The following is a 22,823-nucleotide window of genomic DNA, read 5'->3' on the forward strand; positions in this document are numbered from 1 at the left end:
TGGCCTTTTCGCGCGGTTTCGCTAAGCCCCGTTGCAGAGAAAACGGGACCAGAACCATGACCATGGACAAAAGCTTCGACGCGACGACCGCCGAGGCCCGCATCGCGGCCGAATGGGAAGCAACCAATGCCTTCGCGGCGGGGGCCAATGCCTCGCGCAAGGAAACCTTCACGGTGATGATCCCGCCGCCCAACGTCACCGGCAGCCTGCATATCGGCCACGCCTTCAACAACACGCTGCAGGACATCCTGGTCCGCTGGCACCGGATGCGCGGCTTCGACACGCTGTGGCAGCCGGGACAGGACCATGCCGGCATCGCCACGCAGATGGTGGTCGAGCGCCGCATGGCCGAACGGCAGGAGCCGAACCGGCGCGAGATCGGCCGCGAGGCCTTTGTCGAGAAGATCTGGGCCTGGAAGCAGGAATCCGGCGACACGATCATCAACCAGCTGAAGCGTCTCGGCGCGTCCTGCGACTGGTCGAGGAATGCCTTCACCATGTCCGGCGCGCCGGGTGCGCCCAAGGGCGAAGAGGGCAATTTCCACGATGCGGTGATCCGGGTCTTCGTCGATCTCTACGACAAGGGCATCATCTATCGCGGCAAGCGGCTGGTGAACTGGGACCCGCATTTCGAGACCGCGATCTCGGACCTCGAGGTCGAGAACCGCGAAGTGCCGGGCCATATGTGGCATTTCAAATACCCGCTGGCCGGCGGCGAAACCTATGAATACGTGGAGCGCGACGAGGACAGCAACGTCACCCTGCGCGAGACCCGCAACTATATCTCCATCGCCACCACCCGACCGGAGACCATGCTGGGCGACGGCGCGGTCGCGGTTCATCCGTCGGATGAACGTTACGCCGCAATCGTCGGGAAATTTTGTGAAATTCCGGTCGGACCCAAGGCGCACCGCCGCCTGATCCCGATCATCACCGATGAATATCCCGATCCCACATTCGGCTCGGGCGCGGTGAAGATCACCGGGGCGCATGACTTCAACGACTATGCCGTGGCGATGCGCAACGGCATCCCGCTCTACGCGCTGATGGACAGCAAGGGCGCCATGCGCGAGGACGGGCTGTCCTACGAGGACAGCGCCGAGATCGCCACCCGCGCCGCGCAGGGCGAGGATGTTGGCGATGTCTCGAACGTCAACCTCGTCCCCGAACATCTGCGCGGCCTTGACCGCTACGAGGCGCGCGAGCGGGTGATCGACGAGATCACGGCCGAAGGTCTGGCCGTCACCTATCTGCACAAGGAAATCGACAAGGAAACCAACGCCGAGCATCTCGAGCGCCGGGCGCTGGTCGATGCCAAGCCGATCATGCAGCCTTTCGGCGACCGCTCGAACGTGGTGATCGAGCCGATGCTGACCGATCAGTGGTTCGTCGATACCCAGAAGATCGTCGGCCCCGCGCTCGAGGCCGTGCGCGATGGCCGCACCCAGATCCTGCCCGAGCAGCACAAGAAGGTCTATTTCAACTGGCTCGAGAATATCGAGCCCTGGACCATCTCGCGCCAGCTGTGGTGGGGCCACCAGATCCCGGTCTGGTACGGGCTCGACCTGTCGCTGGAAGGCCAGGTCGACGATGATCATGACGGCGCGCTGGACGAGGTGGAAATCTTCGCCCTGCTGGAAGAGGGTCTGGTTCATCGCGACCAGATCCACCATGCCGCGCCGCAGTTCGCCGAGGTGGTTGAGCGTTTCCGCGACAGCATCGCCGGCCTGCCGCAGCCGCTGGAGATCGCCCGGGTGATCGAGGTTGCCGACCGCGCCGCCGCCATCGATGCCTTCGCGCAGGGGCTGGCTGACTATAACCTCAGCCAGGACCCGACCAAACTGGTCTATCCCGTCTGGCGCGACCCGGACGTTCTGGACACCTGGTTCTCCTCTGGTCTCTGGCCCATCGGCACGCTCGGCTGGCCCGAGACCACGCCCGAGATGCAGAAATACTTCCCGACCGATGTGCTGGTCACCGGCTTCGACATCATCTTCTTCTGGGTCGCCCGGATGATGATGATGCAGATGGAGGTGGTGAAGGATGTGCCCTTCCACACCGTCTATGTCCACGGTCTGGTGCGCGACGAGAAGGGCGCCAAGATGTCGAAGTCGAAAGGCAACGTCATCGATCCGCTTCTGTTGATCGACGAGTTCGGCGCCGACGCGCTGCGCATGACCCTGACCAGCATGGCCGCCATGGGCCGCGACCCCAAGCTGGGGCCGCGCCATGTCGAGGGCTTCCGCAACTTCGTCACCAAGATCTGGAACGCCACCCGCTTTGCCGAGATGAACGGCGTCCGCGGCGGCGGCGCGCGGCCCGAGCCGAGCCATACCGTGAACCGCTGGATCATCGGCGAGGTCGCCCGCATCCGCCTTGCCACCGACGAGGCGCTGGACACCTATCGCTTCAACGACGCCGCGACCGGGCTTTATGCCTTTGTCTGGGGCAAGGTCTGCGACTGGTATGTCGAGTTCGCCAAGCCGCTTTTCGATGGCGAACATGCCGAGGAAACCCGCGCCACGATGGGCTGGGTGCTGGACCAGTGCTACCTGATGCTGCATCCGATCATGCCCTTCGTCACCGAGGACCTGTGGCGGCTCACCGGCGACCGCACCAAGATGCTGGTCCATGGCGACTGGCCGACCTACGGCGCCGAGTTGATCGATACTGACGCCGACCGGCAGATGAACTGGGTGATCGCGCTGATCGAGAGCATCCGCTCGGCCCGCGCCCAGATGGGCGTGCCGGCGGGTGCCAAGCTCGACCTGATCGTGACTGAAGCTGACGCGGCCGCCCGCGCGGCACTGGCCGCCAATGCACCGCTGATCGAGCGTCTGGCCCGGGTGAACGCGCCGCAGGACGGTGCCATGGCCAAGGGCATGATCGCGGTGGCGGCGCAGGGGGCAAGCTTCGCCTTGCCCATCGGTGACGTCATCGACGCGGCGGCGGAAAGCGCGCGGCTGGACAAGGCGAAAGGCAAGGCGATCAAGGATGCCGATGGTTTGCGCAAGCGCCTCGGCAACCCGAAATTCGTCGAGAACGCCGAGCCCGAGGTGATCGAGGAAACCCGCGAGAAGCTGGCGGCGCTGGACGAGGATATTGCCCGGCTCGACGCGGCACTGGCGCAGCTGGCGGCGATGTAGGACGCCTCCGGCGGGGATATTTGGACGAGCGAGAGGCTGGTTTCTTTCTCGTTCAAATATCCATCCAACCTCGGGGTCAGAGCCGCGCCAGAACCTTTGGCAGAGCCTCGGCGAAGAGGTCCAATTCGGCCTCCGGCCCGCAGGATATGCGGACACAGCGGTCCAGCGGCGCAATACCGGGCATGCGGATGAACACCCCCTCCTCGGCCAGCCCCGCCACCAGCGCGCGGGCATAGGCCCCGTCTCGCCCGGTATCGAGGGCGACGAAATTCGTCGCCGAGGGCAGCGCGGTCAAGCCGTTCTGCTGGCCGATCCGGGCAATGCGGTCGCGGGCGGCGACGACCTGCGCCTTCACCGCCTCGAGCCAGTCCTGATCGGCAAGCGCCACCAGTGCGCCGGCCTGCGCGATGCGGTTCACCCCGAAATGGTTGCGGATGCGGTTGAAGCCGGCGATCAGCTCGGGATTGCCGAAGGCATAGGCGATGCGCGCCCCGGCCATGCCGTAAGCCTTGGAGAAGGTGCGGAAGCGGATGACGCGCGGGTCGTCGGCGTTGATTGTGGGGATGGCCGAAGCCGGGGCAAACTCCACATAGGCCTCATCGAGCAGCAGGAGACCGCCCTCGGGAAGCTGGTCCAGCATCGCCTCGATCGCCCTGCCCTCGCTCCATGTGCCCATCGGGTTGTCGGGATTGGCGAGATAGGTCAGCCGCGCCCCGACCTCACGCGCCTTTGCCGCCAACGTCGCCGGGTCCTCGGCGTCATCGCGATAGGGCACCTTGTTCAGCACCCCACCGAAGCCCGCGACGTGATAGTTGAAGGTCGGATAGGCGCCCTCGGACGTGACCACCTGATCGCCCGGCGCGATCATCAGTCGGACGGCAAGGCCCAGCAGCCCGTCGATCCCTTCGCCCACCACCAGGTGATCCGGCGTCACCCCCAGATGCGCGGCCAGCGCCGCCATCAGCTCGTGATTGGTGCTGTCGCCATATTTCCAGATCTCGCCCGCCGCCTCTGCCATGGCCGCCACCGCGCGCGGCGAGGGGCCGAAGCCGTTCTCGTTCGCGCCAAGCCGGGCGGCAAAGGGCGCGCCGCGCTGACGCTCCAGCGTTTCGGGGCCGACGAAGGGCACGGTGGCGGGCAGGCTGGCGGGGATCGGGGCGAAGCGGGGCGTTTTCATGATGCCGAGGCTTCCGCGATTTGGTGATCTCGCGCAAGCCCCGCGGCGACGGTAACGTGCCGAAGATCGTGAAACCGCCCCCCTAAAGTTCGTCGCGCGAGCGTGGCGGCCGGCGCTGGTTCAGCAGCCGGCGGTCCTCCTGCAGTTCCAGCCACATGGCGTTGACCACGGCGAACAGCGCCGCCAGCGGCAGGCCGAGGATCCAGGCGAAATACCACATGCGAGCCTCCTTTCCTCAATAGCTGTGTGTGTCGGGATCGGTGACATCGGCCTTGGTCACCTTGCCCCAGAGCGTGCGGTAGACCCAGGCCGTGTAGAGCAGGATCAGCGGCAGGAAGATCAGCGCGCAGATCAGCATGACGAACAGCGTCAGATGCGAGGACGAGGCGTCCCAGACCGTAAGCGAGCTGTTCGGATTGGTGTTCGAGGGCAGGATGAAGGGGAACATCACCAGCCCGACCGAGGAGATCATGCCGACGATCGCCATCTTCGACCACATCAGCGGCGATAGCTCGTCCCGGGTATTGCGCAGCGCACGCATTGCCATGCCCGCGCCGACGAAGCCCATGATCGGGGCAATGATGATCCAGGGACGGGTCGCATAGGCGGCAAACCAGCTGCCCTGGTGCACCACCTCCGAGACCAGCGGGTTCGACGGCCCGTCATGCGGCGGCTCGGTCACGAAGGCAAAGCCGTCGACGCCAAAGGCCATCCACAGCCCGGCCAGCGCATAGCCGGCCAGTACGACCACGGCGGCCTTGGCGCCATAGTCGCGCGCCCGCGCCTGAATGGCGCCCTCGGTCTTCAGCACCAGCCAGCCGGCGCCATGCATCACCATCATCGCCACCGACACCACCCCGCAAAGGATCGCGAAGGGGCGCAAGAGGCCGAAAAGCTTCATGAACGGCCCCGCCTCGTAGACCGCGTGCAGGTCGTCGGTCAGGTGGAAGGGTACGCCCAGAAGCACGTTGCCGACCGCCACACCGAACAGAAGTGGCGGCACCGTGCCCGACAGGAACAGCGCCCGGTCCCACATCGCCCGCCAGCGCGGATCGTCGCGCTTGCTGCGATACTTGAACGCCACGGGCCGGAAGATCAGCGCCGCGAGGATCAGGAACATGGCGAGGTAGAAGCCCGAGAAGCTGATCGCGTAAAGCGGTGGCCATGCGGCAAAGATCGAGCCGCCGCCAAGGACGAACCAGACCTGGTTGCCCTCCCAGACCGGGCCGACGGTGTTGATGACGATGCGGCGTTCCAGATCGTCCTTGGCGACGAAGGGCAGAAGCGCCCCCACCCCCATGTCGAAACCGTCGGTCAGGGCAAAGGCGATCAGCATCAGCCCGATCAGCAGCCACCAGATGACGCGCAGGATCTCGAAGGAAATCAGTTCATGCATGATCATCGGGGTTACTCCGCCGGGCTCAGGCGGGCGCGATGCGCGTCCATCCAGGTTTCGGTCAGCTCCACATCCTCATGCGGACCCTTGCGGATGTATTTCAGCATCAATCCCATCTCGACCACGGCCAGCACCGAGTAGAAGACGGCAAAGGCGATCAGCGTCATCAGAACCTCGGTCACCGAAAGATTGCTGACCGACATGGCCGTGGGCAGGATGCCGTCCACGGTCCATGGCTGGCGGCCGACCTCGGCCACGATCCAGCCCATCTCGACCGCGATCCATGGCAGCGGGATGGCCAGCACCGCAAGCCGCAGCGCCCATCGCGGGTGCCGTCCGCCGCTGAAGGACGAGCGGTAGAAGAAGAAGCCCATGATCGCGATCAGCGCCATGCCGCAGCCGACCATGATGCGGAAGGCCCAGAACAGCGGGAAGACCGGGGGAATGGTATCCTCGGCCGCCTGCGCGATCTGCTCGTCGTTGGCCTGCAAAGGATCGTCGAGATAGCGACGCAAGAGGAAGGCATAGCCGAGGTTCTCGGAATGCTGCTCGAATCGCTGGATCACCGCCGGGTCGGTCGCCTCGCGGTCCTCGCGGATGGTCATCAGCGTCTCGTAGGCGATCAGGCCCGAGCGCACGCGCTGGCGCGCCTCGGATTCAAGGTCCTCGATGCCGGGGATGACCTCGTTGAAGGACCGGGTGCCGATCAGCCCCATGACATAGGGGATGTGGATCGCCCATTTCGTCTCGCGCGCTTCCTTGTCGGGAATGCCGAACAGGGTGAAGGAGGCCGGGGCCGGCTCGGTGTGCCACATGGCCTCGATCGCGGCCATCTTCATCTTCTGGTTCAGCCCGGTATCGTAGCCAGATTCGTCGCCCAGCACGACCACCGACAGCGCCGAGGCGAGGCCAAAGCTGGCCGCCACCGCGATGGAGCGCCGCGCCAGATCGACATGCCGGCCCTTCAGCAGGTACCAGGCCGAGACACCGAGGACAAACATCGAGGCCGTGACATAGCCGGCGCTGACGGTATGGACGAACTTCGCCTGCGCCACGCTGTTGAACATGACCTCGTAGAAGCTGGTCAACTCCATCCGCATGGTCATCGGGTTGAACTCGGCGCCGACCGGGTTCTGCATCCAGCCATTGGCGATCAGGATCCACAGCGCCGAGAAATTGGTGGCGATGGCGACCAGCCAGCCGACCAGCAGGTGCGCCTGTTTCGACAGCTTGTCCCAGCCGAAGAACCAGAGGCCGACGAAGGTCGCCTCCATGAAGAAGGCCATCAGCCCCTCGATGGCCAGCGGCGCGCCGAACACATCGCCAACGTAATGCGAGTAATAGGACCAGTTCATGCCGAACTGGAATTCCATGGTGATGCCGGTGGCGACGCCGATGGCGAAGTTGATGCCGAACAGCATGCCCCAGAACTTGGTCATCTGCCGCCAGATCGGGCGATCGGTCATCACATAGACCGTCTCCATGATGGCGACGAGAATCGACAGGCCGATGGTCAGCGGCACGAACAGGAAATGAAATAGCGCAGTCATCGCGAATTGAAGTCGCGACAGTTCGACAACACCAAACTCCATGAGCGGGGGGTCTCCTTGCTTGGGTTCTGCCACGCTAGCGGATTTGCAAGCCCGCACCAATGGTCAACTGGCGCGGCGTGTCGTCGCGCCCCCCCTTAATTTCTGCTTGGTTGACAGGGGCCTCTGATCCGGCATCAATCGGGGCATTCGTCCCGCCAGCCCAATTGCCAGCCAACGGAGCCTGCCCATGCCCCCCGCCTCCTCCGACAGCATCATCGTGACCTTTGACGGCAAGCGCTGCATCCACGCGCGGCGCTGCGTGTTGGCCCTGCCGGGCGTGTTCCGCGCCGGGGTCGAGGGCCAGTGGATCTTTCCCGATAGCGCCCCCGCCGAGGAGATCGCCCGGGTCATCGGCGCCTGCCCCTCGGGGGCGCTGACCTATCAGCGCAAGGATGGCGGACTCGAGGAACAGGCGCCGGGGGTCAACACCCTGCGCCCCTGGGAGGATGGTCCCAACGAGTTGCGCGGCGATGTCCGCATTGCCGGGCAGGAGCCGCGGATGCGGGCGGTGCTGTGCCGCTGCGGCCAGTCGCAGCGGATGCCCTTCTGCGACAACAGCCATCTGAAGGCCGAGTTTCGCGCCACCTCCGACATTCCCTCGAAAGACGGCAAGCCGCTCGAGGCCTTCGACGGCCCGCTGGAGGTCACGCCCACCAAGGATGGCCCGAACATGATCGCCGGCAACCTGCAGATCATCGCCGGCAGCGGACGGAAGGTGACGACCGTGCGCAAGGCCTTTCTCTGCCGCTGCGGCCAGTCTAAGAACAAGCCCTTCTGTGACGGCAGCCACAAGGCAGCCGGGTTCAAGGCGGACGGGGCAGACTGATGAGCGATTTCCAGATCCGGCGCGAGGAAAGCGAGAGCCGCGGCCGCTATGTCACCGTGGTCGACGGGGTCGAGGCCGAACTGACCTTCTCCAAGGCCGGCACCGGCATGATCATCGCCGACCATACCGGCGTTCCGCGCGAGATCGGCGGGCGCGGGGTCGGGCTGGCGCTGGCCGAGGCGATGATCGCCGATGCCCGCGCGGCCGGCATCAAGGTGATGCCGCTCTGTCCCTTCGTGAACGCGCAGTTCAAGCGCCACCCGGACTGGTCGGACCTTCTACCCTGAGCCCTTTCAGCCCCGTGGCGCGAGAAGACCCAGCGCCCTCAACTCGGCCTCGATCCCCGACAACGGCACGCCCCTGACCTCGGCGACCAGATCGTCGAACTGCCGCCGCAGCCCGGCCTTTTCCTCGCCCCGGCAATCGTTCCAGGGCCGGCCCTGCAGTGCCATGTGCATGACGTAGTACCAGATGAAATGCGGCTTGTTCCCGGCGATCAGCAGCGCCCGATAGGCCTCATGCGCCCCCATCGCCCTGAGGGTCGCCGCATCCGGCACCCCGGCCTCGATCAGCAGGGCGGCTGTCGCCGGCCCGATGCTCTGGATCGTGGTCAGATCGCTGTCCATCCGCACCCTCGCCTTCATCTTGGCCTAAATATCCCCGGGGGTCCGGGGGCGGCGCCCCCGGCTTTCCAATTCCCCCGCTTTCCTGTATCAGCCCGGCAATCCCGAGGACAATGCCGATGACCGATCCGACCGCAGCCCCGAAAAAGCTGTTCATCAAGACCTATGGCTGCCAGATGAATGTCTATGACAGCCAGCGCATGGCCGAGGCCATGGGCGCGGAAGGCTATGAGCTGACCGAGGATCAGTCGCAGGCCGATATGGTGCTGCTGAACACCTGCCATATCCGGGAAAAGGCGGCCGAGAAGCTCTATTCCGACCTTGGCCGGCTGAAGCCGCTGAAGGCCGAGAAGCCCGATCTGAAGATCGGCGTCGCCGGCTGCGTGGCGCAGGCCGAGGGCGAGGAAATCACCCGGCGGATGCCGCTGGTCGATCTGGTCGTCGGGCCGCAGGCCTATCACCGCTTGCCGGCGATGGTCCGGGGCGAGGCGCCGAAGATCGTCACCGACTTCCCGGAAGAGGACAAGTTCGACCACCTGCCCCAGCGCCGCGCCACCCGCCGCGCCCCCGCCGCCTTCCTGACCGTGCAGGAGGGCTGCGACAAGTTCTGCGCCTTCTGCGTCGTCCCCTATACTCGCGGCGCCGAGGTCAGCCGTCCGGTCGAGCGTATCCTGCGCGAGGCCCGCGACCTTGTTTCGCGCGGCGTGCGCGAGATCACCCTGTTGGGCCAGAACGTCAACGGCTGGCATGGCGCGGGTGAAGACGGGCGCGACTGGGGCTTTGGCCGGCTGATCCGCGCCATTGGCGAGATCGAGGGGCTGGACCGCATCCGCTATACCACCAGCCACCCCAATGACATGGCCGATGACCTGATCGATGCGCATCGCGATGTGCCGCAGCTGATGCCCTACCTGCATCTGCCGGTGCAGTCAGGGTCCGACCGCATCCTGAAGGCGATGAACCGCAAGCACACGGCCGATCACTACATGCGGCTGATCGACCGCATCCGTGCAGCGCGTCCCGACATCATGCTGACCAGCGACTTCATCGTCGGCTTCCCCGGCGAGACCGACCAGGACCATGCCGACACGCTGCGCCTGGTCGCGGCGGTGAGTTTCGGCACCGCCTTCAGCTTCAAGTATTCCCCCCGCCCCGGCACCCCGGCCTATGACCGGCCCGAGGTCGATGGCGCCGTCGCAGATGCCCGGTTGCAGGAATTGCAGGCCCTGCTGTCGCGCCAGCAGAAGGCCGCGCAGGAAGGCATGATCGGCCGGACGCTTGGCGTGCTGTTCGAAAAGCCGGGCCGGATCGCCGGCCAGATGATCGGCAAGTCCGATTATCTGCATTCGGTTTTTGTCGAGGCGCCCGAGGCGCAGGTGGGCGATCTGGTGCAGGTGCGCATCATCGAAAGCGCGCCGAACTCGCTGCACGGCGAACTCGCCGCCTGAGGCCGGCACATCCGGAAACGAAAAAAGGCGCCCCGAGGGACGCCTTCCGTTCGCGCTCAGCGCCTGAAGGTCAGATGAACTTCAGGTTGGTCGCCGATTCGCGGCCGTCGCGGCCGGCTTCGATGTCGAAGCTGACAGCCTGGCCGTCTTGCGGGTGCGACAGACCGGCGCGCTCGATCGCCGAGATGTGCAGGAACACGTCGCGCTTGCCGCCCTCGGGGGCGATGAAGCCGTAACCCTTGGTGGCGTTGAACCATTTCACGGTGCCGTTGGCCATCGTGATGTCTCCATTCATGTTTGCCGCCCGCGGAAGTGCGGCGGCCCGGCGCAGTCAGATCAAACTCGATGACTGATGCCGCAACGCGGAGAACAGGTCGAAGCAGAGATAACGTAGCCAGCGCCACCTAAGCGCGTTCGGGCAAATAATCAAGCGATCTAGCATGGATTCGCGTCGTTGCGTCATTTCGGCAAGGAATCGCCTGCGGCATGCCGTCGCAGGATGACAAGGACAGCAGCAAATGCTGGCCCGCTTTGCCGGAATTCTGCCCTGAAATCACGGCTCTTTTGCGCAAACGCCTTTGTGGGGACCGGGCTTCGTGATTACCTGTAAGGAAGGGCAGCATCACGCCCGACCAGCCACGAGGAGGCTGACATGAGCTATAAAAGTATCCTGACCATCCTGTCCGATGAAGGGCAGTTGCTACAACTTCAGGCTGCCGAGGCGATGGCCCGGCAAGAGGACGGCCACCTGGAAATCCTCTGCCTCGGCTTCGATTTCAGCCAGCCCGGTTACTATTTCCCCGGCGGCACCCCCTATGTCTTCCAGGAATCGGTCGATTCGGCGGTCGAAGAGGCCGAGGCGCTGAAAGAGGCGGTCACCGTCCGGCTGGAAAACACATCGGGCCTGCGCTGGTGCGTCCGCGCCGCCGTCGCCCAGACCGGCGGCATGACCAACCTAGTGGGGATGCGCGCCCGCTATTCCGACCTGACGGTGATGGCCCAGCCCTATGGCAAGAAGGCCTCGGCCGGCGGCGAGGCCGTGATCGAGGCGGCGATGTTCGAGGGCGGCTGCCCGGTTCTGGTGGTGCCCGATGCCGGGCTGCCCGCCGGCGGCTTCAAGCGCATCCTGATCGCCTGGAACCAGTCGACCGAGGCGATGAGCGCGGTGCGCCGCGCCCTGCCCCTGCTGCGCGCCGCCGAATCGGTCGAGATCGCGATCATCGATCCGGGCCGCAGCGGGGTCGAACGCTCGGAGCCCGGCGCCGGACTGGCGCAGATGCTGACCCGGCACGGGGTCAAGGCCGATGTCGCTGTCATCGCCCGCACCACCCCCACCATCAGCGACGAGATCAACAAGCGCGCGATGGAGATCGACGCCAACCTGATCGTCATGGGCGCCTATGGCCATTCCCGCTTCCGCGAGGCGATCCTGGGCGGCGCGACGCGCAACATGCTGGAGAAATCCCGCGTGCCCGTTCTGATGGCCCGCTGACGCGCCGCGCCTAATGCCGGTGGCCGTGACCCCCGTGGTCATGGCCATGGTCGTCGTCATGATCGTGGTCGTGATCATGATCCTCGGCCAGATCCTCGCCCGGCTCGTCGGCACAGTCACTGCCCGGCAATTCGATCTCGATCGTGGTGTGATGGATGCTGAACTTCTCGCGCAGCATCGACTTCGCGTCACGGATCAGCCCGTGGAACTCGGTCGTCTCGGCGATCAGATGGACCGAGGCGGCGTTGCGCTTTTCATCGATCTGCCACAGGTGCAGGTGATGCGCGCCCGCAGCGCCTTGCATCTGGCCAAGCGCGCCCAGCACCTCGTCGGGCTCGATGCCCGGCGGCGCGGCCAGCATCAGGCTGCGGAAGATCGGGCCGATCTCGCCGGCGATGTGCCACAGGATCACCACCGAGATCAGCACGGTCAGGATCGGGTCGGCCAGGTACCAGCCAAAGGCCCAGATCAGCGCCCCGCCGATGATGACCGCGACCGAGACACCGGCATCGGCCAGATTGTGCAGGAAGGCCGCGCGGATGTTCACGCTTTCCTTGGCCGAGCGATAGACCAGCGCCGCCGTCGCCAGATCGACGATCAGCGCGAAACTCGCCAGCCCCATGACCAGCCCGCCCGCCACCTCGGGCGGATCGGTCAGCCGGCCAAAGGCCTCGATCGCCAGCCAGATCGACACCGCGATCAGCGCGAGGAAGTTCACGAAGGCGGCGACGATTTCGGCCCGGCCCCAGCCAAAGCTGAAATCCGGCGTGGCCGGGCGCTGCGCCAGCCGGCGCGCGCCAAAGGCCAGAACCAGCGCCATAGCGTCCGACAGGTTATGCACCCCGTCGGCGATCAGCGCGGTGGAATCGGCGACATAGCCGCCGACGATCTGCGCCGCCGTCAGCGCCAGATTGACGATCACCGCCCAGAGGATCGCGCGGTCACCCGTGGGAACCGGATGGCTGTGCCCGTGATGGCCGTGCCCGCCGTGGCTGTGACCCGCCCCCATCAGTGCGCCTCCGCCCAGTTGTCTCCCACCCCCGCATCGACGACCAGCGGCACGTCGAGCTTCACCGCCGGTTCGGCCGCGCCCTCCATCACCCGGCGGGCAGTCGCGATCAGGTCATCGACGGCATCCTCGCGCACCTCGAAGACCAGTTCGTCATGGACCTGCAGCAGCATCTTTGCCGGAAGATCGGCAATGGCCACGGGCATGCGGATCATGGCGCGGCGGATGATATCGGCCGCCGCCCCCTGGATCGGTGCGTTGATCGCGGCGCGCTTGGCCCCGCCCGCCGCCGGGCCATTGGCGTTGATGTTGGGTGTGTTGATCCGCCGCCCGAACAGAGTGCGCACGAAACCGTCGCGCTTGGCATCGGCCACGGTCTTGTCCATGTATTCGCGGATGCCGGGGAAACGCTGGAAATAGGTGTCGATGAAGGCCTGAGCCTCGGCCCGCGGGATACGCAGGTTGCGCGACAGGCCAAAGCCCGAGATGCCGTAGATCACCCCGAAATTGATCGCCTTGGCCTGACGGCGGACCATCGGGTCCATGCCCTCGACCGGCACGCCGAACATCTGGCTTGCGGTCATGGCGTGAATGTCGATGCCCTCGTGAAAGGCCTGCTGCAGCGCCGGGATATTGGCGACATGGGCGAGGATGCGCAGTTCGATCTGGCTGTAATCGAGGCTGACCAGCTTGTTGCCCGTCTCGGCGATGAAAGCCTCGCGGATGCGGCGGCCCTCTTCGGTGCGGATCGGGATGTTCTGCAGGTTCGGCTCGGTCGAGGCCAGCCGCCCGGTCTGCGCCCCGGTGATGGAATAGCTGGTATGAACCCGCCCGGTTTCCGGGTTCACATAGGTCGGCAGCGCGTCGGTATAGGTGGATTTCAGCTTGGCCACCCCGCGCCAGTCCAGCACGCGCGCGGGCAGGTCATGCCCCTCGGCCGCCAGATCCTCCAGCACATCGGCGCTGGTGGAATAGGCCCCCGATTTTCCCTTGGCTCCACCCTGCAAGCCCATCTGATCAAAAAGAATTTCGCCCAGCTGCTTCGGACTGCCAAGGTTGAACTTGGTCCCCGCCAGCCGCTGCGCCTCGTCCTCGTATTGCGCCATCTTCTGGGCAAAGGCCCCCGACATGCGCGACAGGTGCTGCGGATCGATGCGGATGCCCGCCATCTCCATCCCGGCCAGAACCGGGATCATCGGGCGCTCCAGCCGCTCATAGGCGGTGGTCACGGCATTGGGCATCAGCTGCGGGCGGAAGATCTGCCACAGGCGCAGGGTCACGTCGGCATCCTCGGCGGCATAGCCGGTGGCCTTGTCGACCGGCACTTGCGCAAAGCTGATCTGCGACTTGCCCGAGCCGATCAGATCCTTGATCGGCTGCGGCGCATGGTTCAGGTAGTTCTGCGACAGCTCGTCCATGCCGTGATTGTGCAGCCCCGCGTGAAGGGCATAGGAGAGCAGCATGGTGTCATCCAGGGGCGCCATGCGGACGCCGTGTCGGGCCAGGATCTTCCAGTCATATTTGGCATTGTGCAGGATCTTCAGGATCGCATCGTCTTCCAGCACCGGCTTCAGCGCCTTGAGCACCGCATCGCGGTCCATCTGCCCCTCGGCCTTCGCGCCACCGCCGAACAGGTCGGCCTCTCCCGCGACATGGCCAAGCGGGATATAGCCCGCCTTGCCCGCCGTCACGCAAAGCGAGATCCCGACCAGTTCGGCCTGCATCTCGTCGAGGCTGGTGGTCTCGGTATCAATGGCGACATGGCCCGCCTCGCGGATTTCGGCGATCCATTGCTCCAGCGTGGCGGCGTCCGAGATGGTCGTGTAGCTGGCCCGGTCGATGGCCGGGAAATCCGGCCCGCCCTTGGGCGCGACCCCTGCCCCATCGGCGGCTGGCGCCACCGGGGCGCTGCTGATCACCGGCGCCTCGGTCTTGAACCGTTCGGCCACGCGGTTCGTCAGGGTGCGGAATTCCATCTCGGACAGGAAGCCCATCAGCACCTGCGGGTCCGGTTCCTTCACCTCGAGGCTTTCGAGCGTGAAATCCAGCGGCGTGTCGCAATCCAGCGTTACCAGCCGCTTGGAAATGCGGATCTGTTCGGCATGGTCGATCAGGGTCTGCCGGCGCTTCGGCTGCTTGATCTCGCCGGCGCGTTCCAGCAGCGTTTCCAGATCGCCATATTCCTGGATCAGCAGGGCGGCGGTCTTGATGCCGATGCCGGGCGCGCCCGGCACGTTGTCGACCGCATCCCCGGCCAGCGACTGCACATCGACCACCCGGTCGGGACCGACGCCGAATTTCTCGAACACCTCGTCGGGGCCGATCGGCTGGTTCTTCATCGGGTCCAGCATGCCGACGCCATTGCCCACCAGCTGCATCAGGTCCTTGTCCGAGCTGATGATGGTGACCGAGCCGCCGGCATCGCGCGCCTGACAGGAGAGCGCGGCGATGATGTCATCGGCCTCATAACCCTCAGTCTCTATGCAGGCGATGTTGAAGGCCTTGGTCGCCTCGCGGGTCAGCGGGAATTGCGGGCGCAGGTCCTCGGGCAGTTCCGGGCGATTGGCCTTGTACTCGGGATAGATCTCGTTGCGGAAGGTCTTGGCCGAATGGTCAAAGATCACCGCCGCATGGGTCGGCGCATCCGCCCCGCGCTCGTCGGTGACATATTTCCACAGCATGTTGCAAAAGCCCGCCACCGCGCCGATGGGCAGCCCGTCGGATTTCCGGGTCAGCGGCGGCAGCGCGTGATAGGCGCGGAAGATGAAGGCCGAGCCGTCAATCAGGTGCAGGTGGTGGCCCTTGCCGAAGCTCATGGTCTTGGTCCCTTTCCGGTTCAGGGTCCGTTCTGACACAAAGCGCGGGCCAAGGCCAAGGGGGCGATGCCCCCAGAGCCGGGATCGTCAGGGCAAGTTGATTGGCGCGGTCAGTGCACCGGCGGTATACGCGCGGTGCACATCCGGTGCACGCTCAGTGGTCGTCGTGCGCGTGCTCGCGGTCGATGACGAAACGCTTGTCGCAATAGCCGCATTCGACCCAGCCGGTATCGCGCGGGATCGCCAGCCAGACGCGGGGATGGCCGAGGCCGACCAGATCCTCGTCGCCATCGCAGGCGACCTTCCAGCGGGTGACGGTTACGGTCTCGGGTGCGTCCTGGCCTTGCGATGCGGTCATGTCGGTTCCTTGAGCTTTGCCCGGATTAGGGGTTAGTTGGTGCCGATATTAGCGAGAGACAGAGGACGATGCCAGACGGATCGGGCCAGAACAGGGCGCGCAATGCCATCGAAATCACCGGGCTGCGCAAGACCTATGCGGCAAGCGGGCGTCAGGCGCCGAAAGAGGCGCTGAAGGGGCTGGACCTGGCGATTCCCGCGGGCAGCATCTTCGGGCTTCTGGGGCCGAACGGGGCCGGCAAGTCGACGACGATCAACATCCTCGCCGGGCTGGTGAACAAGACCGCCGGACAGGTGGTGATCTGGGGTTTCGATCAGGACGTGAACCCGCGCCAGTCGCGCGCCGCCATCGGCGTCATGCCGCAAGAGTTGAACATCGACCCGTTCTTTACCCCGCGCGCCAGCCTCGAGGTGCAGGCGGGGCTGTACGGTGTGCCGAAATCCGAACGCTGGACCGACGAGTTGCTGGAACTGGTCGGCCTGACCGATCAGGCCGAAAGCTATACCCGCAACCTCTCGGGCGGGATGAAGCGGCGGCTGCTGCTGGCCAAGGCGCTGGTCCACCGGCCGCATGTGCTGGTGCTGGACGAGCCGACGGCGGGGGTGGATATCGGGCTGCGCGAGATGCTCTGGGCCAATGTGCGCAAGCTGAACGAGGCGGGCATGACCATCATCCTGACCACGCATTATCTCGAAGAGGCCGAGCAGATGTGCGACGAGATCGCCATCATCAACCATGGCAGCCTGATCATCCGAGACCGCACCGAGGCGCTGCTGGGGCGCATGGATGGCAAGACGCTGGTGATCGATGCGGGCGGGCGCGTGGCGGTGCCAGCCCTGCCCCAAGGCGCGCGGTCGGAATGGCGGGAAGACGGACGGCTGGCGATCAGCTATCCGCCCTCGCGGATCCGGGCCGACCAGTTGATCGACGCACTGCGCGGTGCCGGGGTGCCGATCATCGACGTGGTGATCGAGGCGCCGGATCTGGAAGATGTCTTTGTCGATCTGACACGGGGGTGATGTCATGACCGTTCACACCGGAAGCTGCCGCTGTGGCAAGGTCAGGATCAGCGTAACCGGTGCGCCGATGCTGACCATGGCCTGCCATTGCAGCGGCTGCCAGAGGATGACCGCCAGCGCCTTCTCGCTGTCGAGCCTCTATCATCAGGACGTCGTGACCATCGAGGGCGAAACGGTGATGGGCGGGATGCAGGGCGAGTTGCAGCATCACTGCTGCGCCTTCTGCCTCAGCTGGGTCTTCACCCGCGCCGACTTCCTCGGCCCGCTGGTCAATATCCGCAGCACCATGATCCAGGGCGGCGCAGCCGAGAAACCCTTCATCGAATGCTGGCTCGAGGAAAAGCTGCCCTGGGTCAGCATCGGCGCCACCCATGCCTATACACAGTTTCCGCCCGAGGCCGAGTTTCCCGCGCTGATGGCGGAATTTGCCCAGCAGTCCGGGCGGGGCTGACCGATCGGCGCGCCCCGCCCGTGCGGTCAATGCGCGGTCATTTCGGCGACGATCTGGTCGGCGCTCAGCGCGGCCGGATAATAGGTCGGCCAGTTGGTCAGCTCGGCCAGCACCTCGGCCCGGTCATCGCCCCAGTAGAGGTGATAGTGATCGGCCTTTTCGGGTGCGATGCGGTGATCGCTGAACTGGATGAAGCGCGGCGCAGCGGCATCGCCCTCCTGCTTCTCGAAGATGAAGCGAACGCCGCGATTGCCCTTTTCATAGGTCAGGATCTCGTGCCCGTCGCTGGCATAGCGGCCTTCGAACTTGCCCGATGCGCGATGAAATGTGACGCGGTCACCGTCGATGGTGATGCGATCAACATCCGTGCCGTAGCCGGTCTCGTAATAGCTGCGATACTCCTCGGCGCTTTTGTCGCCATGCGCCGCCTTGTGCGCCATGACCGGATCGAGGCTTCCGGCCTTCAGCAACGGATAGACCGACTGCCAGTCGCCCTGCCAGTCTGACAACTCGCGCGCGGCGATCTGGTCGTCCTTGAAATAGCCCTTGTGGATCTGCTCGGCGGCCTCGTCGGCATGGCTGTGGCCGTGATGGTCGTGCGACTGCGCCTCGGCGGTGCTCTCGGTCGCCGCGGCGGAGCTGGCCATTCCCAGCATGGCGAGGGTTGCAAGAAGGCTGATCGGGCGGAGGAAGTGGGGTTTCATGTCCCTTGACCTTTCGTTGTTTTGAATCATTTAATGTTACGTGATAACATAACATTTATGGTCTAGACGAAACCACGAAGGGCTGCAATCGATCTGCCTGACGTGAGGTCAGGCAAGGGGCGGCATCGCCACCCCTGCCCTGCGACAGATCAGCCGCGCGTGGTCACCATCGGCCCCATCATCCGCCCGCCCATGATATGCAGGTGGAAATGCGGCACCTCCTGCACGCCATCGGCGCCGGCATTGGTGATCGCGCGGTAACCATTGCCGCCGTCCAGCGTCACGCCCTCAAGCTGTGCCACCTCGGCGCAGAGCCGCATGAAGCCGGTGATTTCCTCGGGCGAGGCCTTGGCCGAGAAATCGTCGAAGCTGACATATTTGCCCTTGGGAATGACCAGCACATGCACCGGCGCCTTGGGCGCGATGTCGCGGAAGGCCAAGGCATGCTCGTTCTCGGCCACGGTCTGGTTCGGGATCTCGCCCCTCAGGATGCGGGCGAAGATGTTCTGGTCGTCATAGGCGGGGGCCATGGGGCGTTCCTTTCCTGCGGTCAGTCAAAAAGCTTCGGCGTCGAAACCAGATCATGCGCGACCTGCGGCGGCACATCCAGAAAAGCCATCATCGCATCGGTGTTCAACTCGTCATCCTGAACCGCCGAGATGACATGGAAATCGGCATAGCTCATGTCCCTCAGCCGCTCGGTCTCTTCTTCCAGATCGGCGCGGACGGTCGGCAGGATGCGTTCGATCAGCTCGGGCGAGGTGTTCTTGCCGGCCAGCCCGACCCGGCCGATATGGCCGCGCACATAGGCGTCGTCGAACTGTGTATCGATCAGCAGGATACGGATATTCGCGCGATCGCCGCTGAAATCGCTGATCAGCTCCAGCGCCGAGGGGTCAAGGCAGATCACCAATTGCCGGCTGTCGAACTGCTCGAACAGAAGTCGCAGCAGCGCGCGGCGGTGGCGGTGCCGCTTGGCGAGGGTATTCTCGGTGCCCCCCAGATCGGGCAGGTTCGCCGCTTCCTCGTTGAAGAGGTAATCGACCGCCGCGATGTCGGTCTGTTCACGGATGGCGGCGGTCAGGCGCTTGGCCACGTGCCATTTCTTCGCCACGACGATCCGCAGCGAGTGCTTTCGCCCCAGTCCGGCATCCCCTTCCCAGAAGCGCGGGGCGAAGCGGCGACCGACGCGCCCCCGCCCGGCGAGAAAGCGGAACAGGCCCGGCCCCTCGTTCGAGATGGCAAAGCGCGTGCCCTCGGCCTGCCACAGCACCCCCAGCTTGGCCTTCAGCTCCTGCGCCTCCGGGCTGATCTTGCGGGCGAACAGGTAGTCCTGCGAGACCAGCAGATCGTAATGGTCGTTGTAGAAGGTCACCGGCATTCCGTAATCGGTGAACATCAGGAAAGTCGGCGTGCGCGAGCGGATCTCGTCACGCGGCACGACATGGGGCACCAGCGTCTGGAAGAAGGTCTCGTCGGGAATCCAGGTCCGGGCGAAGAAGCGGATGATCTCGGGTCGCTTGTCGCAGAGTTTCAGCAGTTTCTCGACCGTCTGGCGGCGCAGGCACCACCATTGCGAGCCGATCATCATGCGGATGTCATCCGGCACCTTGCGTTCGATCCCCAGCCGGCGCTGCAAATCGAGGCTGGCATAGAACAGCCGCTTGTTCCTGCGCTCGTTGAACAGGTGATAGCGGGTCAGCCGCTCGTCCTTGATGCCGGTCTTGATCCAGCCGCCATCGAAGAAATCGACCGCCTCGATATAGTCGCAATCCTCGGCATCGAGGAATTCATGCGCCTCCTCGGCCGACTTGATCGGCATGCAATCGCCCGAGAGCATGTAGAAATGCGTGGCCAGCGGAAAATCTTCGCTGGCCGCCCGCAGCGCCGACAGCGTTGCGGCCACCAGCGACCATTCGCCCCAGCCGCATTTGTAGCGCCGGCGCGCGAAGGTGACGCCGGGATTACCGGCCAGCGCCTCGGTGATGCGGGCGAAATCGCCCGGGTCCGAGCGGCCGTCGAAATGGATCGCGACGTAATCCCCGGTCGCCGTCAGCCGCGTGGCCTGCTGGATGATGGCCTCGGGCTCTTTATGGGTCAGCAGGATGAAGGCGATCCGGGCCATGGTCTTGGCGTCTGTTCCTGTAATCTATTAAGCAGACCTTGTCGTCTGGCGTTGAAAACATCGCACCGATTTGCTTTCTGTCTCTAACGAGTTTGACCGGCAGGGCAAGAAGCCCGAGGCAATATGCCCTAGGAGCCGGCAGCGAAGGACAAGAGGTCTGACATGGGTTTCCCCGGCGTCTGGATGACGGAAAGCGAAAGCATGGTCTATCGGGTCGTCCCGAAATGCGCCTGCTCGTCCATCGGCCAGATCATGTTCTATTCCGATCACGGCCGCTATTTCGACGGCGACATCCATGACTCGACCGATGGGTTGCACAAATGGGCGCAGGATCACAGCCAGCAGCCGATCGAGACCTCCGTGCGCGAGGGTCGCGGGGTCAGCTTTACCTGCGTGCGCAACCCCTATGCCCGCATCCTGTCCTCGTTCTTCGACAAGATCGCCGGCATCCAGCGCAATGGTAAACGCTATCGCGGCAAGCTGGTGCCGCAACTGATCCAGACCTATGGCATCGAGGTCGGCAGCCCCGAGGACGGGTTCGACTTCGACCAGATCAAGTCCTTCCGCCGCTTCCTGCTGTTTGCCCGCGACACCGCCCGCTGGCGCCGGCCGATGGAGCCGGACATCCACTGGTCCTCGATGTCGGGCCATATCTCGACGCTGATCACCAATGGCGGGCATTACGACCAGATCTTCTTCACCGAGAAATTCGACGAGGGCATGCAGAAGGTGCTGGATGCCAGCGAGACCCCGGTCAAGGTCGATGTGAAGGACGTGCCGCGCTTCAACGAATCCGAGGGCCACGGGCCGAAACGCGCCCACAAGGTCAGCGACTATTTCGACGACCTGTCGCGGCACCTGGTCTGGGAAATGTACAGCAGAGATTTCCGGCTGTTCCGCTATGATTTCGACGACCCGGACAACAAGATGCCGCTTGGCGAGGTCGACCTGGACGAGGTTCACGCCAAGCTGGGGCGCTGAACCGTCCGGGCCGGACTTCAGAAAACAAAGTCGCTGCGGTCCAGTTCGGACAGAAGGGTATCAGATATCAGGATGATCTCGCTGGCGCTGAGCGAGATCGACACAAGATCGCCCTGCTGGCGCGCAACCGCCGCGACATCGGCGAAATCGTCAAACTCCACATAGCCCTGAAGCGAGATCTGATCGGTGCCGTCTTCCCAGTCCTCGATTACGTCAGAGGCAAACCGCCCGGCAAAGGCAAAGACATCCGCCCCGGCCCCGCCATTCAGCCGGTCATTACCGGCTCCGCCAACCAACCGGTCGTTGCCGGCTCCGCCAATCAGCCGGTCGTTGTCTTTCCCACCATCTAGCCGATCCCGGCCATCGCCGCCGAACAGGCTGTCCCGCCCGCCCTCGCCCAAAAGGCGGTCATCGCCCTCGTTGCCATTAACCTGATCGTTTCCCAGACCGCCTGCCAATGTATCAGTGCCAGTTCCGCCGCTCAGTCGGTCATTGCCGGCGCGACCAAACAGAATATCCACCCCGGCAGATCCCGTAAGCTGGTCATCGCCGTCGCCTCCTTCCAGAGTATCATTGTCGGCGCCGCCGCTCAGCCTGTCATTCCCGGCATCGCCCCACAGCCGGTCATTCCCCTCGACCCCAAACAGTACGTCATCGCCACCACCGCCCCGCAGGGAGTCGACGCCAAGATGCCCGACCAGCTGATCCTGCCCGCCGCCGCCGTCCAGCCGGTCATTGCCGCTTGCGCCCTTCAGCGTGTCGTTGAACTGCGCGCCGATCAGCCGGTCATGGCCCGTGCCCCCGTTCATCAGGCTCGGCGCGCGGCCGGTCACGATGCTGTCATTGCCGGCCCCGCCATCGATGTCGAGGAACTGCCCGGCGGTGCGCCAGACGGCGGTATAGCCCGCGCTGTCGCCATAGAGATAGCGGATCGCCTGCAGGTCCAGCGGCCCCAACGTATCGCGCGACCGCCCGGTGCTGTCGCCCGACCAGCTCCAGTCATAGGACATGACGGTGTAATCGTGGTTGTCCATCGAGGGCGCCAGCCGTCGCCCCTCATGCGGGTGCTCCAGCCCGATCGCATGGCCGATCTCGTGCATCATGACGGTATAGATCGAACTGCCGCGCGAGCTACTCATCGTCCAGGATTGGTTCGGATCATAGGTGATGGTGACGAAGACATCGCCGGTGTGGATATCGCCGCTGACGGTCGGTGTCGGCGGCAGGTAGGCCCATGAGGTCAGGTCGGGCGAGCGGTTGCCATGCAGCTTGATCGAGGCATCGGCCGGATCGTTCACCTCGACAAAGCGCAGGCCCGACTTCGCCTCGAATTGCGCCATGGCGCTGCGGATGGCCGCGCGCTGCGCCGTGGTCATGGGGACATACTGATTGCCGGCATCGGTCTGTGCGGGCGGGCTTTCAGCGAAACTGGGCAGTTCCCCGCGTTCGAGAAAGCTGTAGGTCACGACCGTCGGCGTGCCGACCTTCTCGGCCTTGTTCCAGCGCCACACCCCGGTGGTCAGGGCGGTGTAGTTGCTCACATAGGCCATGGTGACAGCTTACCTCGTCTCATTGCCGCTCGGATTTCCCGGCAATTGGCGAGCCAACAGGGGCGAAGGGCGATGGCGTTTCAATCGGGACATGTCATCTGGATAAGAAA

21 protein-coding genes are annotated in these 22,823 nt (G+C 64.7%); 8 read left to right on the forward strand and 13 right to left on the reverse strand.

Annotation, left to right across the window (positions count from 1 at the left end; all coding sequences use genetic code 11):
* Positions 1-56: 56 nt before the first annotated feature.
* On the forward strand, positions 57-3,146 hold the full coding sequence (locus CX676_RS07420; RefSeq protein WP_101752055.1) for a valine--tRNA ligase: 3,090 nt from the start codon (positions 57-59) through the stop codon (positions 3,144-3,146).
* Positions 3,147-3,222: 76 nt separating this feature from the next.
* On the opposite strand, the gene CX676_RS07425 is transcribed toward CX676_RS07420, so the two are convergent.
* The 4 genes from CX676_RS07425 to CX676_RS07440 all read right to left on the reverse strand — a co-directional run bounded on the left by CX676_RS07425 (position 3,223) and on the right by CX676_RS07440 (position 7,311).
* A complete protein-coding gene (locus CX676_RS07425) occupies positions 3,223-4,323 on the reverse strand; it encodes a pyridoxal phosphate-dependent aminotransferase (protein WP_101752056.1) in 1,101 nt (366 codons plus the stop codon).
* An 82-nt stretch (positions 4,324-4,405) separates the two neighbouring features.
* Positions 4,406-4,543: a cytochrome bd-I oxidase subunit CydX gene (cydX, locus tag CX676_RS07430; RefSeq protein ID WP_101752057.1), complete on the reverse strand. Its 138-nt coding sequence runs from the start codon at positions 4,541-4,543 to the stop codon at positions 4,406-4,408.
* 15 nt (positions 4,544-4,558) lie between these two features.
* Complete coding sequence (cydB, locus tag CX676_RS07435; RefSeq protein ID WP_101752058.1) at positions 4,559-5,725, reverse strand: cytochrome d ubiquinol oxidase subunit II; 1,167 nt, start codon at positions 5,723-5,725, stop codon at positions 4,559-4,561.
* Between the two features lie 5 nt (positions 5,726-5,730).
* Positions 5,731-7,311, reverse strand: a complete 1,581-nt coding sequence (locus tag CX676_RS07440) for a cytochrome ubiquinol oxidase subunit I (protein ID WP_101752059.1) — start codon at positions 7,309-7,311, stop codon at positions 5,731-5,733.
* A gap of 187 nt (positions 7,312-7,498) precedes the next feature.
* Here CX676_RS07440 and CX676_RS07445 point away from each other — a divergent pair, with 187 nt between their 5' ends.
* Both CX676_RS07445 and CX676_RS07450 read left to right on the forward strand, forming a co-directional pair.
* Positions 7,499-8,137 carry a CDGSH iron-sulfur domain-containing protein gene (locus tag CX676_RS07445; protein ID WP_101752060.1) on the forward strand — a complete coding sequence of 213 codons (639 nt, stop codon included), beginning with the start codon at positions 7,499-7,501 and terminating at the stop codon, positions 8,135-8,137.
* Positions 8,137-8,424 carry a GNAT family N-acetyltransferase gene (locus CX676_RS07450; protein ID WP_101752061.1) on the forward strand — a complete coding sequence of 96 codons (288 nt, stop codon included), beginning with the start codon at positions 8,137-8,139 and terminating at the stop codon, positions 8,422-8,424. The genes CX676_RS07445 and CX676_RS07450 overlap by 1 nt, the downstream gene beginning before the upstream one ends.
* Before the next feature lie 6 nt (positions 8,425-8,430).
* On the opposite strand, the gene CX676_RS07455 is transcribed toward CX676_RS07450, so the two are convergent.
* On the reverse strand, positions 8,431-8,763 hold the full coding sequence (locus CX676_RS07455) for a TfoX/Sxy family DNA transformation protein (RefSeq protein ID WP_101752062.1): 333 nt from the start codon (positions 8,761-8,763) through the stop codon (positions 8,431-8,433).
* A gap of 116 nt (positions 8,764-8,879) precedes the next feature.
* Here CX676_RS07455 and miaB point away from each other — a divergent pair, with 116 nt between their 5' ends.
* Complete coding sequence (gene miaB, locus CX676_RS07460; RefSeq protein WP_101754200.1) at positions 8,880-10,208, forward strand: tRNA (N6-isopentenyl adenosine(37)-C2)-methylthiotransferase MiaB; 1,329 nt, start codon at positions 8,880-8,882, stop codon at positions 10,206-10,208.
* 70 nt (positions 10,209-10,278) lie between these two features.
* Here the strand turns inward: miaB and CX676_RS07465 are convergent, their stop codons facing one another.
* Entirely contained in the window at positions 10,279-10,485 is a 207-nt protein-coding gene (locus tag CX676_RS07465) for a cold-shock protein (protein WP_101754201.1), read from the reverse strand.
* A 375-nt stretch (positions 10,486-10,860) separates the two neighbouring features.
* Here CX676_RS07465 and CX676_RS07470 point away from each other — a divergent pair, with 375 nt between their 5' ends.
* Positions 10,861-11,700 (forward strand): universal stress protein, encoded by an 840-nt coding sequence (locus CX676_RS07470; RefSeq protein WP_101752063.1) that lies wholly within the window; start codon positions 10,861-10,863, stop codon positions 11,698-11,700.
* Positions 11,701-11,710: 10 nt separating this feature from the next.
* Here the strand turns inward: CX676_RS07470 and CX676_RS07475 are convergent, their stop codons facing one another.
* The 3 genes from CX676_RS07475 to CX676_RS07485 all read right to left on the reverse strand — a co-directional run bounded on the left by CX676_RS07475 (position 11,711) and on the right by CX676_RS07485 (position 15,883).
* A complete protein-coding gene (locus tag CX676_RS07475; protein WP_101752064.1) occupies positions 11,711-12,709 on the reverse strand; it encodes a cation diffusion facilitator family transporter in 999 nt (332 codons plus the stop codon).
* The gene (gene polA, locus CX676_RS07480) at positions 12,709-15,525 is read right to left on the reverse strand and encodes a DNA polymerase I (RefSeq protein WP_101752065.1); all 2,817 of its coding nucleotides are present in this window, start codon (positions 15,523-15,525) and stop codon (positions 12,709-12,711) included. The genes CX676_RS07475 and polA overlap by 1 nt, the downstream gene beginning before the upstream one ends.
* Before the next feature lie 154 nt (positions 15,526-15,679).
* Positions 15,680-15,883: a zinc-finger domain-containing protein gene (locus tag CX676_RS07485; protein WP_101752066.1), complete on the reverse strand. Its 204-nt coding sequence runs from the start codon at positions 15,881-15,883 to the stop codon at positions 15,680-15,682.
* A gap of 68 nt (positions 15,884-15,951) precedes the next feature.
* Here CX676_RS07485 and CX676_RS07490 point away from each other — a divergent pair, with 68 nt between their 5' ends.
* Positions 15,952-16,902 (forward strand): ABC transporter ATP-binding protein, encoded by a 951-nt coding sequence (locus CX676_RS07490; protein ID WP_101752067.1) that lies wholly within the window; start codon positions 15,952-15,954, stop codon positions 16,900-16,902.
* A 4-nt stretch (positions 16,903-16,906) separates the two neighbouring features.
* Positions 16,907-17,353 (forward strand): GFA family protein, encoded by a 447-nt coding sequence (locus tag CX676_RS07495; protein WP_101752068.1) that lies wholly within the window; start codon positions 16,907-16,909, stop codon positions 17,351-17,353.
* 26 nt (positions 17,354-17,379) lie between these two features.
* Here CX676_RS07495 and CX676_RS07500 read toward each other — a convergent pair whose 3' ends face one another.
* The 3 genes from CX676_RS07500 to CX676_RS07510 form a co-directional block, all read right to left on the reverse strand.
* Entirely contained in the window at positions 17,380-18,057 is a 678-nt protein-coding gene (locus CX676_RS07500; protein ID WP_101752069.1) for a ZinT family metal-binding protein, read from the reverse strand.
* Positions 18,058-18,206: 149 nt separating this feature from the next.
* Complete coding sequence (locus CX676_RS07505; protein ID WP_101752070.1) at positions 18,207-18,587, reverse strand: histidine triad nucleotide-binding protein; 381 nt, start codon at positions 18,585-18,587, stop codon at positions 18,207-18,209.
* A gap of 20 nt (positions 18,588-18,607) precedes the next feature.
* Positions 18,608-20,182 (reverse strand): DUF5928 domain-containing protein, encoded by a 1,575-nt coding sequence (locus CX676_RS07510; RefSeq protein ID WP_101752071.1) that lies wholly within the window; start codon positions 20,180-20,182, stop codon positions 18,608-18,610.
* A 162-nt stretch (positions 20,183-20,344) separates the two neighbouring features.
* On the opposite strand from CX676_RS07510, the gene CX676_RS07515 reads away from it, so the two are divergent.
* A complete protein-coding gene (locus CX676_RS07515; protein WP_101752072.1) occupies positions 20,345-21,163 on the forward strand; it encodes a sulfotransferase family protein in 819 nt (272 codons plus the stop codon).
* Between the two features lie 17 nt (positions 21,164-21,180).
* Here CX676_RS07515 and CX676_RS07520 read toward each other — a convergent pair whose 3' ends face one another.
* Complete coding sequence (locus tag CX676_RS07520) at positions 21,181-22,713, reverse strand: matrixin family metalloprotease (RefSeq protein WP_101752073.1); 1,533 nt, start codon at positions 22,711-22,713, stop codon at positions 21,181-21,183.
* Positions 22,714-22,823 lie beyond the last annotated feature (110 nt).

It is taken from the genome of Paracoccus zhejiangensis, from assembly GCF_002847445.1.
Classification (GTDB): domain Bacteria; phylum Pseudomonadota; class Alphaproteobacteria; order Rhodobacterales; family Rhodobacteraceae; genus Paracoccus; species Paracoccus zhejiangensis.